At 36.0% G+C, this 14491-nt stretch carries 11 protein-coding genes; 9 read left to right on the forward strand and 2 right to left on the reverse strand.

The window, feature by feature from the left end:
- Positions 1–55: 55 nt before the first annotated feature.
- The 5 genes from DF947_RS07055 to DF947_RS07085 all read left to right on the forward strand — a co-directional run bounded on the left by DF947_RS07055 (position 56) and on the right by DF947_RS07085 (position 6835).
- The gene (locus DF947_RS07055; RefSeq protein WP_109928993.1) at positions 56–424 is read left to right on the forward strand and encodes a DUF3127 domain-containing protein; all 369 of its coding nucleotides are present in this window, start codon (positions 56–58) and stop codon (positions 422–424) included.
- 251 nt (positions 425–675) lie between these two features.
- Entirely contained in the window at positions 676–2727 is a 2052-nt protein-coding gene (locus DF947_RS22195) for a hypothetical protein (RefSeq protein WP_158526240.1), read from the forward strand.
- A complete protein-coding gene (locus DF947_RS07070; protein WP_109928996.1) occupies positions 2724–3254 on the forward strand; it encodes a hypothetical protein in 531 nt (176 codons plus the stop codon). Before DF947_RS22195 ends, DF947_RS07070 begins: the two co-directional genes overlap by 4 nt.
- An 896-nt stretch (positions 3255–4150) precedes the next feature.
- Positions 4151–5971, forward strand: coding sequence for a sensor histidine kinase (locus tag DF947_RS07080; protein ID WP_109928998.1), 1821 nt, complete (start codon positions 4151–4153; stop codon positions 5969–5971).
- A gap of 168 nt (positions 5972–6139) precedes the next feature.
- Positions 6140–6835: a response regulator transcription factor gene (locus DF947_RS07085; RefSeq protein ID WP_109929211.1), complete on the forward strand. Its 696-nt coding sequence runs from the start codon at positions 6140–6142 to the stop codon at positions 6833–6835.
- A 42-nt stretch (positions 6836–6877) separates the two neighbouring features.
- Here DF947_RS07085 and DF947_RS07090 read toward each other — a convergent pair whose 3' ends face one another.
- Together DF947_RS07090 and mqnB are read right to left on the reverse strand one after the other, a co-directional pair.
- Positions 6878–7726 (reverse strand): menaquinone biosynthesis family protein, encoded by an 849-nt coding sequence (locus DF947_RS07090; protein WP_109928999.1) that lies wholly within the window; start codon positions 7724–7726, stop codon positions 6878–6880.
- A gap of 116 nt (positions 7727–7842) precedes the next feature.
- On the reverse strand, positions 7843–8469 hold the full coding sequence (gene mqnB, locus DF947_RS07095; RefSeq protein ID WP_109929000.1) for a futalosine hydrolase: 627 nt from the start codon (positions 8467–8469) through the stop codon (positions 7843–7845).
- 109 nt (positions 8470–8578) lie between these two features.
- On the opposite strand from mqnB, the gene DF947_RS07100 reads away from it, so the two are divergent.
- From DF947_RS07100 to DF947_RS07115, 4 genes are all read left to right on the forward strand, one after another.
- Entirely contained in the window at positions 8579–8989 is a 411-nt protein-coding gene (locus DF947_RS07100) for a 6-pyruvoyl trahydropterin synthase family protein (protein WP_109929001.1), read from the forward strand.
- Between the two features lie 6 nt (positions 8990–8995).
- A complete protein-coding gene (gene folE, locus DF947_RS07105; protein WP_109929002.1) occupies positions 8996–9628 on the forward strand; it encodes a GTP cyclohydrolase I FolE in 633 nt (210 codons plus the stop codon).
- 85 nt (positions 9629–9713) lie between these two features.
- Complete coding sequence (gene fabD, locus DF947_RS07110) at positions 9714–10595, forward strand: ACP S-malonyltransferase (protein ID WP_109929003.1); 882 nt, start codon at positions 9714–9716, stop codon at positions 10593–10595.
- Between the two features lie 154 nt (positions 10596–10749).
- Positions 10750–14481 (forward strand): sensor histidine kinase, encoded by a 3732-nt coding sequence (locus DF947_RS07115; protein ID WP_109929004.1) that lies wholly within the window; start codon positions 10750–10752, stop codon positions 14479–14481.
- Positions 14482–14491 lie beyond the last annotated feature (10 nt).

Raw genomic sequence — 14491 nt, forward strand, 5'->3', positions numbered from 1 at the left:
TTATCAATAAAATTATTGAGATTTGATGTTTATAGTACATTAAGTAGTATTAGTTATGGAAATTAAAGGAAAAGTACACGAAGTAGGTGCCACTCAGCAAGTAAGTGAAACGTTTAAAAAACGTGATTTAATAGTAGAATACGCAGAAAATCCAACATACCCGGAATATATCCGTTTTGAGGCATTACAAGATAAAACTGCATTATTAGATACATTTAAAGCAGGCGATGAGGTTGAAGTTTTCTTTAATTTACGTGGCCGTCCTTGGACAGATAAAGCAGGTAAAACATCATATTTTAACAGTTTGGTTATTTGGCGCATTAATGCAATTTCTGCAGGTGCACCAGCAGCCAGCACTCCAGCTTATGCAGCTCCGGTTGATGTAAGCAGCACACCAGGAGAGGATGATGATTTGCCTTTCTAAATAAAGATTCTTTTTTAAAGCAAACAATTTTGAACCATGCCGGAATTTTATTCCGGCATTTTTTTTGGGACTTTAATTTAAGTTCCTCTTCGCGTAATAAAAGCGATACATATATTCTGATTATTAAGTCTTTACACTATTTTATATTCCTATTTGGTGTAAAATTTTCTTCTATACTATTTGTAGCCAAACTGTTACTTTAAATTTGTGCTTTCATCATCCCTAAAAGGTAATCGGAAAATAAACCAAGAATGATGAATAAATTAATGCTCAACAAAGGCAGAGCCTCGGCTTGTCTAATTCTCGTATGTCTTTTTATTGCGCAGGGATGCCGAAAAGATATACTTCAGCCCAATTCAGGCGTACTTAAAAACTCGCTTTCTATTGCAGAGGCGAAAGCGTATTTCGATGCAAACTTAAGGCAGGGCACAAAGCCCGAAAAACTGATGTCAACCAGTGGAGCAGGCAACGGAGTAAATGCAGATAACTATTTAACCAGCAAACAGCCTATTTGGAACCAGGCATACCAAAAAATGCTTTCTACAGGTAATTCGGTAAAGATGCCGATCGACTTCGGAAATGCTTATGCTGTAGTTAACGAAGCCAAAAATGAACTCATGCCATTGAGTGCACTTAACTATCTTTTTATGTATAAAGACAGTTTGCAGGTTATTCATGCTGAATGGGTAATGTTATTGCCAGATTCCGCTTGGCTTTACGGAAGCAAAAATAATTATTCAGGGCGTATCATAGTAAAGGATTGGTCAGGTAAAACAATTAGAAATCTTTCTTATCGTCCAATCGGATCTGTTAACACATCATCCACCATCAAAAATAGGCTGTTAAGTTCTAACGGAAAAATCCAAAATACTAATGGAGCCGAGGAAATTCCGTCGGGCGATGTTGTAGGTTTCTGCACGAGATGGCCAACTGGAAAGTGTCCAAAAATAAGTGACTGTAGCATTAAATGTGATATGTGCCTAGCTATCTGTGCCAAACTGTCTTGTAACTTTTTCGATTGCAGTCCTTCGTGCGATCTACCTTCGGAGCCAGGAACTGGTGGCGGAGGAGGTGGTGGCGGAGGCAATCCATCTGCACCTGGTGGCGGTGGAGCATACCCGCCTGATGACTGTGGGGGAGGTGGCCAGATACCACGAGGTTCAACAGGCAGTGGTGTTCCGTCAGATGCCAATTCTATTCCAGTAGCTCCGTGCATACCAAAGCCAGTTAGGCTGAAAATGGATATGATTACCAGTTTTATGGGCATAACCGATACCGATAAACAAAATTTCTTATTGGCACACAATAATGTCTACGATGCCTTGGTTAACTATTTGGTTGTAAATGGAGATACACCAGAAAACAAGGAGTTTGTAGATTGGATAGGTTCTTACACTCTCATTAATGGTTATGACACATATATTAAAGATTTAATTGCAGGAACTTATCCCCAATCAGCTGACTGGGACGCTGAATCTGTTTCTACAGATTTTGACTTTAGCAATATAGCCACAAATTTTGCCTGTAATTCAAATGGCATAAATATTTATGGAAATACACCTAGCTTACCTGATTATCCAGCAAATCATCCTGTTTCTGAAGCAATTGCTTCATATAGCCCATGGATATATCTGGCTCTTTCAAACTCAAACAATACAAGTATTCGTCATTTTCATAAACAGGCTAGAGGTTTAGCAGGAGGAGATGGTTGGGGAAAAGCAATAGGTGCGATTGGAGAAGGATTAGCTGCCAGTAGAGTAACCTCTTGGCCAACTTCTCCAGGATTTCAGTATAAAATTGGTTATATGGTGGGAACTACACACTTAGACGGACTCCAATGGGGATTTCTCTTAAAAACAGGTTCTGGAACAGGGTGGGGATTAAATGTTGTAAATTCAGACTTAAATGGGAATGAAGTTATTACGAGAATGAATAAACCTGACGGGCCTGAAGTAATGGGGCAGAAAATTGCACGGATTTCTTACGAAGTGAAAACCATTAGTCCTTATAATGATCCAGCATACTTATGGGCAAGTTTTTCAGAAGGAATTAAACAGGCAGAACATAGAGCAAATAGTTCTGGAATAAGTGCCTCAGTGTTAATTTTTGACACTGAATCTTTCATGAAGTTAAAAAATTCTATTTATGCGCCTCAATTAATGAATAGATTAGCAATTATGTTTTCAAGAAAGAATGTAGATGGGGAACAAAAGGTCTACTTAAGGTTAGAACAAAATTTGTATGCTAACGCAAGATCTTCTTACTTTGCTTTGATTGGTAGAATAAAAAACTTACCAGAATGAAAATAGTTGTGTTAATTATATCTTTAACTTTATTTATTTATACTGATTCAATGGGACAGAAGACTGATAAAAATTTAATGGTTACAGTAACAGATTTTGATGCCTTTTTAGAAAAGTATCTTAAAGAGTATTCAAAGCTGGAAGGCTTAATCCTACTTAATCCTAATCAAACAGTTTATCCACCGGGTAATGTTATGCCATTAAACCCATATTTCTATACATTGACCGAAGATATTTATAAATTTAAAAATCTCAAACATTTGCGGTTACAGAGTCTATATATACTGGACTTACCAGATAATATTACAAAATGTAAATTAGAAACTTTGGCAATTCCATTAAGTCCTGAGTCAAATATCCAATCTATTTTGACCAAACTGAAAAAATGTAAGTATTTAAAAGAAATAGATTTAGTTAGCGCCGTCATATCTGACAAAACGAGATTATGTTTAAAGAAGGAATTACCTCATATAAAATTTGTTGATCTTATGGATGATATTTCCTTTAGCGAGGAAATTGAAAATTAATATTTCAAAAAAAACGTAGTATAAAACTTTCTGGAGATATTTTCCCTCGCTGGCGCACGCTTGTCGCGTGCGTAGAATTGCAAATTTATACTTAATGCACACGCCACATGCGTGCGCTAGCAAGGGCATATGGTGGAGTAATACAATAACAAAAGAAATGGAAGAGTTTATTATAGAAAAAATTAGACAAATATTCATCGTTCTAATGATTTGCATAGTGATGTCATGCAAAACTTATGATGAATGCAAAATTCCTCAAAAGATAATATTTGAGAGTTCAAAGTATATAGTTAGTAAATACAAATGAAATATTTCTAATGATATATACATTATTGGAAATGGAGTTACAGGTAGCATAGATCCTTTTAAAATAGCAGAATTTAATTTTGAAACATTAAATCAACCAAATTCAGCTCAAACGGATATGTCATCTATAGAGTTTTATAAATTTAATAGAATAACAAATGGGGATATTGAAGTTGAACTTTTATTACTTCCAAGAAAGCAATATATAAAACTTTATTTCACAAAATCTAGAGATAAAAAATGGATTTGTACTGACGATGTTGTTTGGCAGAACTAAATATTTCCCTCGTTGGCCCCATTGCTGGCGCACGCGTGTCGCGTGTGAAAATTGCACAGTTTTATGCTTATTTAATGCACACGCCACACCAAAAAATAGAGCCAAAACTTTAAGATTAACAATTCTGCATTTTGCTTTCCAGTTCCTACAAGTGATTGGTTAAAACCTATTAACCCTTCATTAACGGGCAATAATCGTTGTTAAAATATGTTAAAAACAAGCAGTTAACTCAGCTTATAAGTATTTTTGATAGCTAAGTTGTTTTTTACGATTATACCCTTATCGTTTTTGAAGCAATGAATTACTTGGATTAATGAAAAAAGGAAGTTTTTGGATTATTACCGTTTTAATGACGGTGGCTTTACTTGGTGTATTTGTAATGCAATTGTATTACATCAGGGAGTCTTATAATCTAAAATCTCAGCTTTTTGATGAGCAGGTAAACCAAACCTTAAGCAATGTTGTTAGCAAGGTGCAGAGGCGGAATGCCGCAGATCACATCAATAAAAAAGATGCCGAAAATAAACTGCAACAACTTCAAAACTTAAGGCAACGAGCATTAGATATAAAGGATTTAAAACTACAATATACCCAAGAATCCGAAATCAGACAGGTTGAACGCGAAAATCAGATAGAAAATTATCTTAATCAACAAGATAGTATCATTCGTGTAGAATACCGTTCGCCAAATGTTATTACTGAAAAAGAGTATGCTTCTTTATCCTCAAGAAACGGGGATAAGGTAGATTTACAAATGGATGCATTTATCGATATGAAAAGCCTTGTGTTAAAAGGCTACAGCATGCGTACAAGGCCATTTATATTATCGCCAAAAACATACGAATTTAAAAGTCTGCAAAGTTTGCCCGATACACTAAGATATCTGGTTTTTGATCCTAGAAATGGTAATCCTGGTTTTGCCAGTGTAGCGAAAATTCCAAATGATTTAGAGAAAAAATTTAAGCGTGAGGATGACATTGCTAAAAAGAAACTCGATCTAAAAATCGCGGCTCTGGGTAAAGATACCACTCCATATACCAGCTCGCGTTTGTTGGAGGATGTCGCCAAGGAAATGAAGGAAGGCAATGTTCCAATTTATAAAAGAATCAATTACAATGCTTTAGGTTCTTTACTTAAAACCGAACTGCTGGCGCATAACATTACTCAAAAACCGGCATATAAAATTGCTTTGGCCAATAAAGATTCTGTATTGTTTATCGAAGCCAGCAATACCAAAGAAGAGTTTTTGCCAAAAAACACCTACAAGGTTCCAATTTTTGGAAACGATTTATTTCGCGATCCAGGAACTTTAATTGTAAGTTTTCCAGATAAAAATGCGGCCATTATATCTAATTTGGGTGCTACATTGGGTTCTTCCGTTGGGCTTCTTCTTGTGCTTGTTTTCATATTCTCTTATACCCTTTATGCCATTTTAAAGCAGAAGAAATTATCTGAGATGAAAACGGATTTTATTAATAATATGACACACGAGTTTAAAACTCCAGTGGCCACTATTATGATTGCAAGCGAAGCGCTTAAAGACCCGGAAGTAACAGAAGATAAAGCCCGGTTGAAGCGCTTGGCAGGCATTATCTATGATGAAAACGTGCGTTTGGGAAATCATATCGAACGTGTTTTAAGCATTGCCCGTTTAGAAAAAAATGAGCTCAAAATGGAAAACAGTGAGGTAGATATGAACGATCTGATCTTAATTGTTTTGGACAGCATGAGTCTACAGCTTCAGAAAAGAAATGCCATTTTAACTGTAAATACGGATGCTGAAAATGCAATCATTTATGGCGATGAGCTACATTTATCAAATGTGCTGTACAACTTAATTGATAACGCAAATAAGTATAGCACAGACACACCGGATATAACCATTACAACAAGAAATACAGCTAAGAACTTAATTATCGAAATTTCGGATAAAGGAATTGGGATGACGAAAGAACATTCGAAAAGAATTTTCGATCAGTTTTACCGTGTTCCAACTGGAAATTTGCACGATGTTAAGGGCTTTGGACTCGGGCTAAATTACGTTCAAGATATTATCAAACAACTGAATGGCAGCATTAAAGTAAGCAGCGAAAAAGATAAGGGAACAAAGTTCGAAATATCTTTACCTTTATAAACCGATGAACCATCGGCACAAAAGGTTGCTTTATCGATACATTCTGATTTTGCACATATAAAATAGTTAATATAGTGGCTTAATAACTTATTATCCATAAATTCTATCGTTATGCAGAATCAAACTTTAAGTGTAAGCCATGGTGTATACGTGAATAAATTAAAGAAAATGAAAAAATTACTTCTGGTAGAGGACGATCCTAATTTAGGTTTATTGTTGCAAGATTACTTGCAGTTAAAAGGTAAGTTCGATGTGGTTCTGTGTACCGATGGAGATGAAGGATTAAAGGCTTTTAATAAGCAAAACTTCGACCTTTGCATTCTGGATGTAATGATGCCTAAAAAAGATGGTTTTACATTAGGAAAAGACATCAGAAAAGTAAATGCTCACGTTCCGATCATTTTTGCAACGGCAAAAACCATGCTCGAAGATAAATCTGCCGCCTATGATTTAGGGGGTGATGATTATATAACAAAACCTTTCCGTATAGAAGAACTTTTATTGCGTATTAACGCGATGTTTAAACGGGTTTCTAATAAAGCCGATGGTGGCGAAGAAGCGACAGAAACACACTTCTCTATCGGCAAATACGATTTCGATTATACTACACAAATTATCACATTTGCTGGTCAGCAACAAAAACTATCGACCAAAGAAGCAGAATTGTTGCGTTTGTTGTGCCTAAAGAAAAATACGGTTTTAACTAGAGAGGAAGCTTTGTTAAGCATCTGGCACGATGATAACTATTTTAACGGCAGAAGCATGGACGTTTTTTTAAGCAAGCTGCGCAAATATTTAAGAGAAGATCCTAGCGTGGAAATTATTAACGTACACGGAAAAGGCTATAAACTTTTAGTGAGCTAAAGAATAACGTTGAAAGGCTTGAATACGAACTATTCAGGCCTTTTAGATGTACAGATTCTTTTGAAGTGCAGGAATAATTCCTTTTTCTTGCGCCAGGTTAAACAAAGTATCAATTGCTTTTCTACCTTCCACCCCCAAATTAATACTGTATTTATTTACGTAAAGTTCAATGTGTTTATACATAACGGCTTCGTCCATTGCCTGGGCATGTTCGCGTATAAATTCGATACCAGATTTTGGATGGGCAAAGGCATACTCTACCGACTGACGGATTAGGCGATTAACCTTTAACTGAATTTCACGATGTAAATTTCTATTTATTACAATTCCACCAAGCGGAATGGCACAACCCGTTAATTTCTCCCAGTAATCGCCCAAATCAACAATTTTTGTTAAGCCTTTATCTTGATATGTAAATCTGTTTTCGTGAATAATTAATCCAAGATCTATTTTATCTTCAAGCAAAGCAGATTCAATCTCAGAAAAAACCAATTCCTGCTTATTCTGAAGTTGGGGATAAGCAATTCCAAGCAAGAAATTTGCTGTAGTGTATTTTCCTGGAATCCCAACTTTTAAATTGCTGGTGTCAGTTTTAAGTTTTTCCTCCAGACTTTCAGGCGAAAATTTATCGCTTATTAAAAGTGGGCCAACACCGAAACCCAAAGCGCTTCCGGCATCTAATAGTGCATATTGATTTGCAACATATGCAAAAGCATGAAAACTTAATTTGGTAATATCAAGCTCGCCTTTTAAAGCTTTCTGGTTTAAGGTTTCAACATCATCAAATAATACCTCGAACTCTAAACCTTCTGTATCAATTTTATGGTGAATTAAAGCATCGAATATAAACGTATCGTTAGGGCAGGGCGAAAAACCGAGTGTAAGTTTCATCTATTTATTTTTTGTTTTCAGTTGTTAGATGGAGCCTTTGACAATTAAATAATTATTTTAATTGTGTCGGGTTCATAAACCAAAATTAAGTACTGCAATAAATTACTTCGTCATAATCAATTCATATCTCCAATAAAAGCAATCGCCCAGTCGTTTAAATTTTTAATGGCAAGGCCAATTTTCCATTTATCTTTATTTCTGGGTTCAACATAGTTGGAAATGCTTCTAACTTGCAAACAATCTATGTGTTCTTGCTTACATGCATAAAAAACCGCTGCGCCTTCCATGCTTTCGGTTACTGGATTTAATCTTTTTACAAGGGCATCAATACTTTTCTGGTTGCCACTAACGCAGTTTACGGTAACACTTTTTGCAACAGGTAAATCAATTCTGATGTTGGATTTTGAGTAAAAATGATTTTCGCCAAAGCCCAGGTCGGTGATGGTTAAAAATTGATCTCCATTTTCTGCACCGAGTTCTGCAAAAATATCTTCGGTAATGTTTAATAAGCTTCCAAGCGCTACGCTTCTATCAAAACTTCCGGCTATGCCAACATTTAAAACGAGATTGTATTTTGAAGATTTAAGATACCGTCCTAAAGAATAAGCAGTTGCAACCATCCCTACGCCCGTAATTAACAAATCGAAATTTCTGGCCTCTATAAAATCTCCCTCCGGCAAATTAAAGTGCTGATAAAAGAAAGCAAGCTCGGCCTTTGTAGCAGCAACAACTAATGTTTTCATAGGGTAAAGATAAGTAAACAGAGCGATTAGTTTTTCGTGCCGAGTCTTACATCCATCTTACATTTTACATCATCCATTTTTACGTATATTTGCCTTTTATTTTTTTATAATGATTTATATAACTAGAAAAGCATCCTTTAATGCAGCGCATAAACTCGCTCGTACCGATTGGGATGATGATAAAAATACTGAGGTTTATGGCAAATGTGCTAATCCAAATTGGCACGGTCATAATTATTGGTTATATGTTACCGTAAAAGGCGAGATTAATCCAGAAACGGGTTTCCTTGTTGATTTAAAGTGGCTTAAGGATGTTATGAATACTTATGTTGTAGATCTTGTTGACCACAAAAACTTAAATCTGGATGTTGATTTTATGAGAGGTAAACTGGCATCAACAGAAAACTTGGCCATAGCAGTTTGGGAGCAACTTTTAGCACCAATTGCCGAAAGTGGAGCAACTTTGCACTCGGTTAAAATTTACGAAACCGAAAATAATTACGTAGAATACTTTGGCTAAACTTAAATGGAAAAAGACTATTTAAAAGGAGAATCGAGAGACGGGTATGTAAAAATCGACCGTTATAACGAATCAAAAATTGAGGCTGTAGCCACACATTATAAAGATATTCTTGGTCAATTGGGTGAAGACCCTGAACGCGAAGGATTGTTGAAAACCCCAGAGCGTGTGGCCAAAGCTTTGCAATATCTAACTCATGGCTACGACTTAAAACCTGATGAGATTTTAAAATCGGCCATGTTTGAAGAAGACTACAGCCAAATGGTTGTGGTTAAGGATATTGAAGTTTACTCGATGTGCGAGCACCACATGTTGCCATTTTTTGGGAAAGCGCACATTGCGTACATTCCAAATGGACATATTGTTGGATTGAGCAAAATTCCACGAGTGGTTGATGCCTTTGCCCGTAGATTACAGGTGCAAGAACGCTTAACCAACGAAATTAGAGATTGTATTCAAAATACTTTAAGCCCTATGGGGGTGGCTGTAGTTATGGAATGCAGACACTTATGCATGGCTATGCGTGGTGTTCAAAAACAAAACTCGGTTACCACAACATCGGCTTTTACCGGAACTTTTTTAAGTAACGATAAAACAAGAGCAGAATTTTTAAGGTTAATAACTGCGAGTTTAGATTAACCCCCCAACCTCTAAAGAGGAACTTGGGCATTATAATTAATTTTTAAAACGAAATATTAAATTTCCCCCTTAGGGGATTAAGGGTATGAAGGCATATATTTTTCCCGGACAGGGAGCACAATTCGTTGGCATGGGTAAAGATCTTTACGAAAACCCATTGGCTAAAGAATTATTTGAAAAGGCAAATGAAATTATCGGTTTCCGCATCAGCGATATTATGTTCGCTGGAACGGATGAAGAACTTAAACAAACTAACGTAACACAACCCGCAATTTTTTTGCATTCGGTTATTTTAGCTAAAGTTTTGGGCGATGATTTTAAGCCGGATATGGTAGCTGGCCATTCATTGGGCGAATTTTCTGCACTTGTATCTGCAAATGCACTAAGTTTCGAAGATGGCTTAAAATTAGTTATTGCACGTGCAAATGCGATGCAAAAAGCCTGTGAGGCGCAACCATCAACTATGGCGGCAATTTTAGGCTTGGCAGATGATGTAGTAGAGAAAATCTGTTCAGAAATTGATGCCGTTGTTGTGCCTGCAAATTATAACTGCCCGGGGCAATTGGTTATTTCTGGTAGTATAGAAGGGATTGATTTAGCTTGTGCAAAGTTAACAGAGGCTGGGGCAAAAAGAGCTTTAAAACTAAATGTTGGTGGTGCTTTTCACTCCCCGCTAATGGAGCCAGCTAAAATAGAATTACAGGCAGCAATTGAAAATACAGATATTTCTGAACCCATTTGCCCAGTTTATCAAAATGTTGATGCCAAAGCGTATACTGATCCAGCTCAAATAAAAGAGAATTTAATTAAACAATTAACTGGAGCCGTACGTTGGACACAAACCGTAGAAAACATGCTTGCAGGTGGCGCTACAGAATTTGTAGAAGTTGGTCCTGGTAATGTTTTGCAAGGCTTGGTTAAAAAAGTTAGTCGCGAGGTGCAAACCAGTAGCGCAACAATAGCCTAAAATAATATTTTTTTGAAAGGGTGTTCCAGAGGCACTCGTCTAGCATTTCTTAAGTTAAGCATAGTTTTTGCGCATATAACTTTACAATAGAGGACGAGCTGTACCAACGAACACCTTTTTTATTTATCTATATTTAATATCTTTATCAAAATCGATGAAATTGAGCTTTGGTGTAAAAATAAGATTTCTACTGCTTGTTTTGGGTTGTTGCCTAATCGCAACCTCAATTTCATTAAGTCGATTTACCTCCAAAAACGAACTGCTAGAAAGAGATGCTCAGCAACTTCAAGAAAACCTATCCGCTAAAGAAAGAATCGTAGATAATTTTCTATCTGATAAGGAGAAAGTTTTAAGTGCAGAAAACTATCATTTAAATTCGAAGGAGGCTTTAGATTTTTTAGAGGTTTATCGTAAAAATAATGGGATCAATCTACTTACCTATCAAAATGGAAAACTAAAATTCTGGAGTACTTTTACCGTTTCAGATATCGATCCTTCGACCATTAAGGAAGGTACTTCGGTTCTTTTTCTTTCTAATGGATGGTATGAAACCATCAAAAAAACACACGGCGATTTTAACTTAATTTTCTTAATTCCGATTCAAAACCAATACTCGATAAAAGAGAACCAGTATTTTAAAAATGATTTAAATCCGCTGCTTTCAAACTCGAATATGTTAACATCTGCATCTTTTACCGATAAGGATGTTTACACCATAAAAAGTCTTGAAAACAAATTTCTGTTTGGATTAAAGATTAAGCCAGGCTATATAGATAAATATTATTCGCCTACTCAGCTCTGGTTATTTATTGCCGGTCTGCTTTGCATCTGCATGTTTTTTAATTCGCTTGCATCTTTAGTTGCAAGAAAAGGTCATATTATGTTGGGCACGCTCTTGCTATTGGGTTTCTTTTTGCTTTTTAGATTATCGGATTTATCGTATGGATGGTTTAACCATCGTTTTATGGTCGATTTATTTGATCCGGTAATTTATGCCGAAAGTTTTTTAATGCCCTCTCTCGGAGATTTTTTAATGAATGTAATTGCAATTACCTGGGTGTTGCTGTTTATTTACAATCATAAAGAACAGTACAAATTTGGCGAATGGATTAAGCAAAATAAGCTGGTGGGTATCCTTATCCACATTGCCATGCTGGTTTTTATAGGCTCTATTACACTACTGGCTGATGAGGTGTTTTTTGGACTGATTTACAACTCTAAAATCAACTTTGATATTGTGAATACGCTTAAATTAAGCGGAACGAGCTGGGTAAGTATTGTAATTCTGTGTTTGGTTTGGTTTCAGATTTATCTGGTTACGATTATATTCACTTCCGTTAGCAAACAATTAAACGTAAACAATTCCGAAAGGTTAACCATATTTATAACAGGATTTTTGGCTGTTTTTATTTACAAGCTCAGTACCGATTTTACCGCATTTTTTATTGTATTTGCCCTGGTTTTCTTTATCATCGTAAGAAGCGTTTATATAAAAGAAATCCGGTTTTCTATAGGTTTGCTAGCCATTGTTTTCTTCTGCCTGGCATTTAATACATCTATCAAATACATTAAATATAAGGATATTACCGAAAGAAGCTTGAGAGAGCCATTAGCCCGTAAAGTGCAGTCATCTGATGATCCCAGCGCTATAGTTGCGCTTAATGGTTTGGAGAATCAACTCCTTACAGATAATTTTTTGGTTAAGTTTTTTACAGAGAGTGATAGCGGTAAATATGAAGTATTAAAAAATCATGTAAAAAATTATTTGGATGGTTACTTAACCCGATACGATTATCAGATTTATCCGTACAATAAACTCGAAAAGTCGATAAATAGAGCCAATCCTCAATCTATTGAAAAGTACAAAAGTTTAGTTGAAGCAGGTTCGGTTAAAATAGATGGATCAAATTATTTCTATCAGGTAAACAACACATTTGGCTATCAGGATTATTTTGGAATTATTCCTGTTTTTAATAAAAACAGTCTTCAAGGAACACTGATATTGGAACTTCGATCAAAGCCTTATAACTATAATAATCGCTTGCCGGATTTATTGGGCGACCAGAAATTAATTAAAAATGATGATTTCAAAGGCTATTCTATTGCCTTGTATAGCAACAACAAACTGCTAAATCAATCGGGAAATTATACTTATCCTTTAAACGGAAGTGTTTTTAAAGGTATTAAAGATGATTTTGTAAACAGCAGTGACGATCTTCTGCATTACAGTCATTTAATTTATAAACCATCAGATAGTAAAATGGTGGTTATCAGCAGAGAAAAAGTAGGTTATGTAGAACGATTAGCTGCCCTTTCTTTTTTCTTTATTGTATTTATAGTTTTCTCTCTACTGCTCTACGGCTTGGTTTGGCTTATAAAAAATCTGGATGATGATCGGATTGGCTGGTTTAGCATTAACAGATCACTTATGATTAATGCCAATAAGATTTTATATAAAACCAGAATCCAGTTATCCATTGTACTTTCTGTTGTAGCAACACTCTTAATTGTAGGGTGGACAACCTATTACTATATGGATAATGAGTACAGAAGTCAGCAGGATCTACTGATTAAGGATAAAATCAGAAAGGTTCAGCAGAATTTCGAAAAGCAGGTTTTTAACCATGGAATCATTTCGAATGATGAAAATTCGGTTGCAGATTTTAACAATTTTGCCGATATCAATAATGCCGACTTAAATCTTTATGATACGAATGGCGATTTAATGATGACCACCTATCCCAAGCTTTTCACTTCGAAGGTAATTGGGCAGAAAATGGGGCCTATGGCTTATATTTATCTGCATGATTTACAGCGATCGGAGTTTATAAATTCTAAGGAAAAAATTGGTTCGTTAACCTATGCCGCAGCTTATGCCCCAATTAGGAATGCACAGAATAAAACAATTGCGTACATCAGTTTGCCAAACTATTCTAACGAGGAAGAATACAGCGATAAAATTGCATTATTTGTTAGTAATCTGATTAATATATACGCGTTGGTTTTTGTGGCAATTGGTGTACTGGCCGTTTTTTTAGCCAATCAAATTACTAGTCCGTTAACCTTTATACAAGAAAGCATTAGTAAAACAAAAATTGGGCAAAAAAATGAGCCAATTGTATGGCGCCGGCATGATGAGATTGGTTCGTTAATTAAAGAATACAATAATATGATTGCAGCATTGGAGGATAGCGCCCTCAAGCTGGCCCGTTCAGAGCGGGAGAGTGCTTGGAGGGAGATGGCCAAACAGGTAGCGCACGAGATTAAAAACCCATTAACACCATTGAAATTAGGTGTTCAGCTATTGGAGAAATCGTGGAAGGAGAAGGATCCCAATTTCGAAATCAAGTTTAATAAATTCAGTAAATCCTTTATCGAACAGATTGATAGTCTTTCTAAAATTGCATCGGAGTTCTCCAATTTTGCTAAAATGCCGGATACCCGTTTTGAGAGGCTGGAAATTTTGCCTATAGTAGAGCGTGCCCGAGAAGTTTTTAAAAGTACTGATAATGTAGAAATCGAGATTCTTTATAAAGCTACTTTTACGCTCCATGTTCTAGCAGATAGCGATCAGCTGTTGCGTACTTTTAACAACCTATTTAAAAATGCCATAGAAGCCATTGATGCTGGTTCGGCCTGTTGCATCACAACAGTTCTGTACAATGATAAGGATAACGTTTACATTGAGATTAAAGACAATGGCAAGGGAATCCCTACGGTTTTACAGGATAAGATATTTGTTCCAAATTTTACCACTAAAACTTCGGGCACTGGTTTAGGTTTAGCCTTTGTTAAACAGGCAACCGAAAATGCAGGCGGAACCATCACCTTTACATCGGTTATGGGTGTAGGAACAACGTTTTATTTAACCTTCCCGTTGGCTTAAACAGTAGAAA

Origin of the sequence: Pedobacter paludis (assembly GCF_003173575.1) — a bacterium.
GTDB lineage: Bacteria > Bacteroidota > Bacteroidia > Sphingobacteriales > Sphingobacteriaceae > Pedobacter > Pedobacter paludis.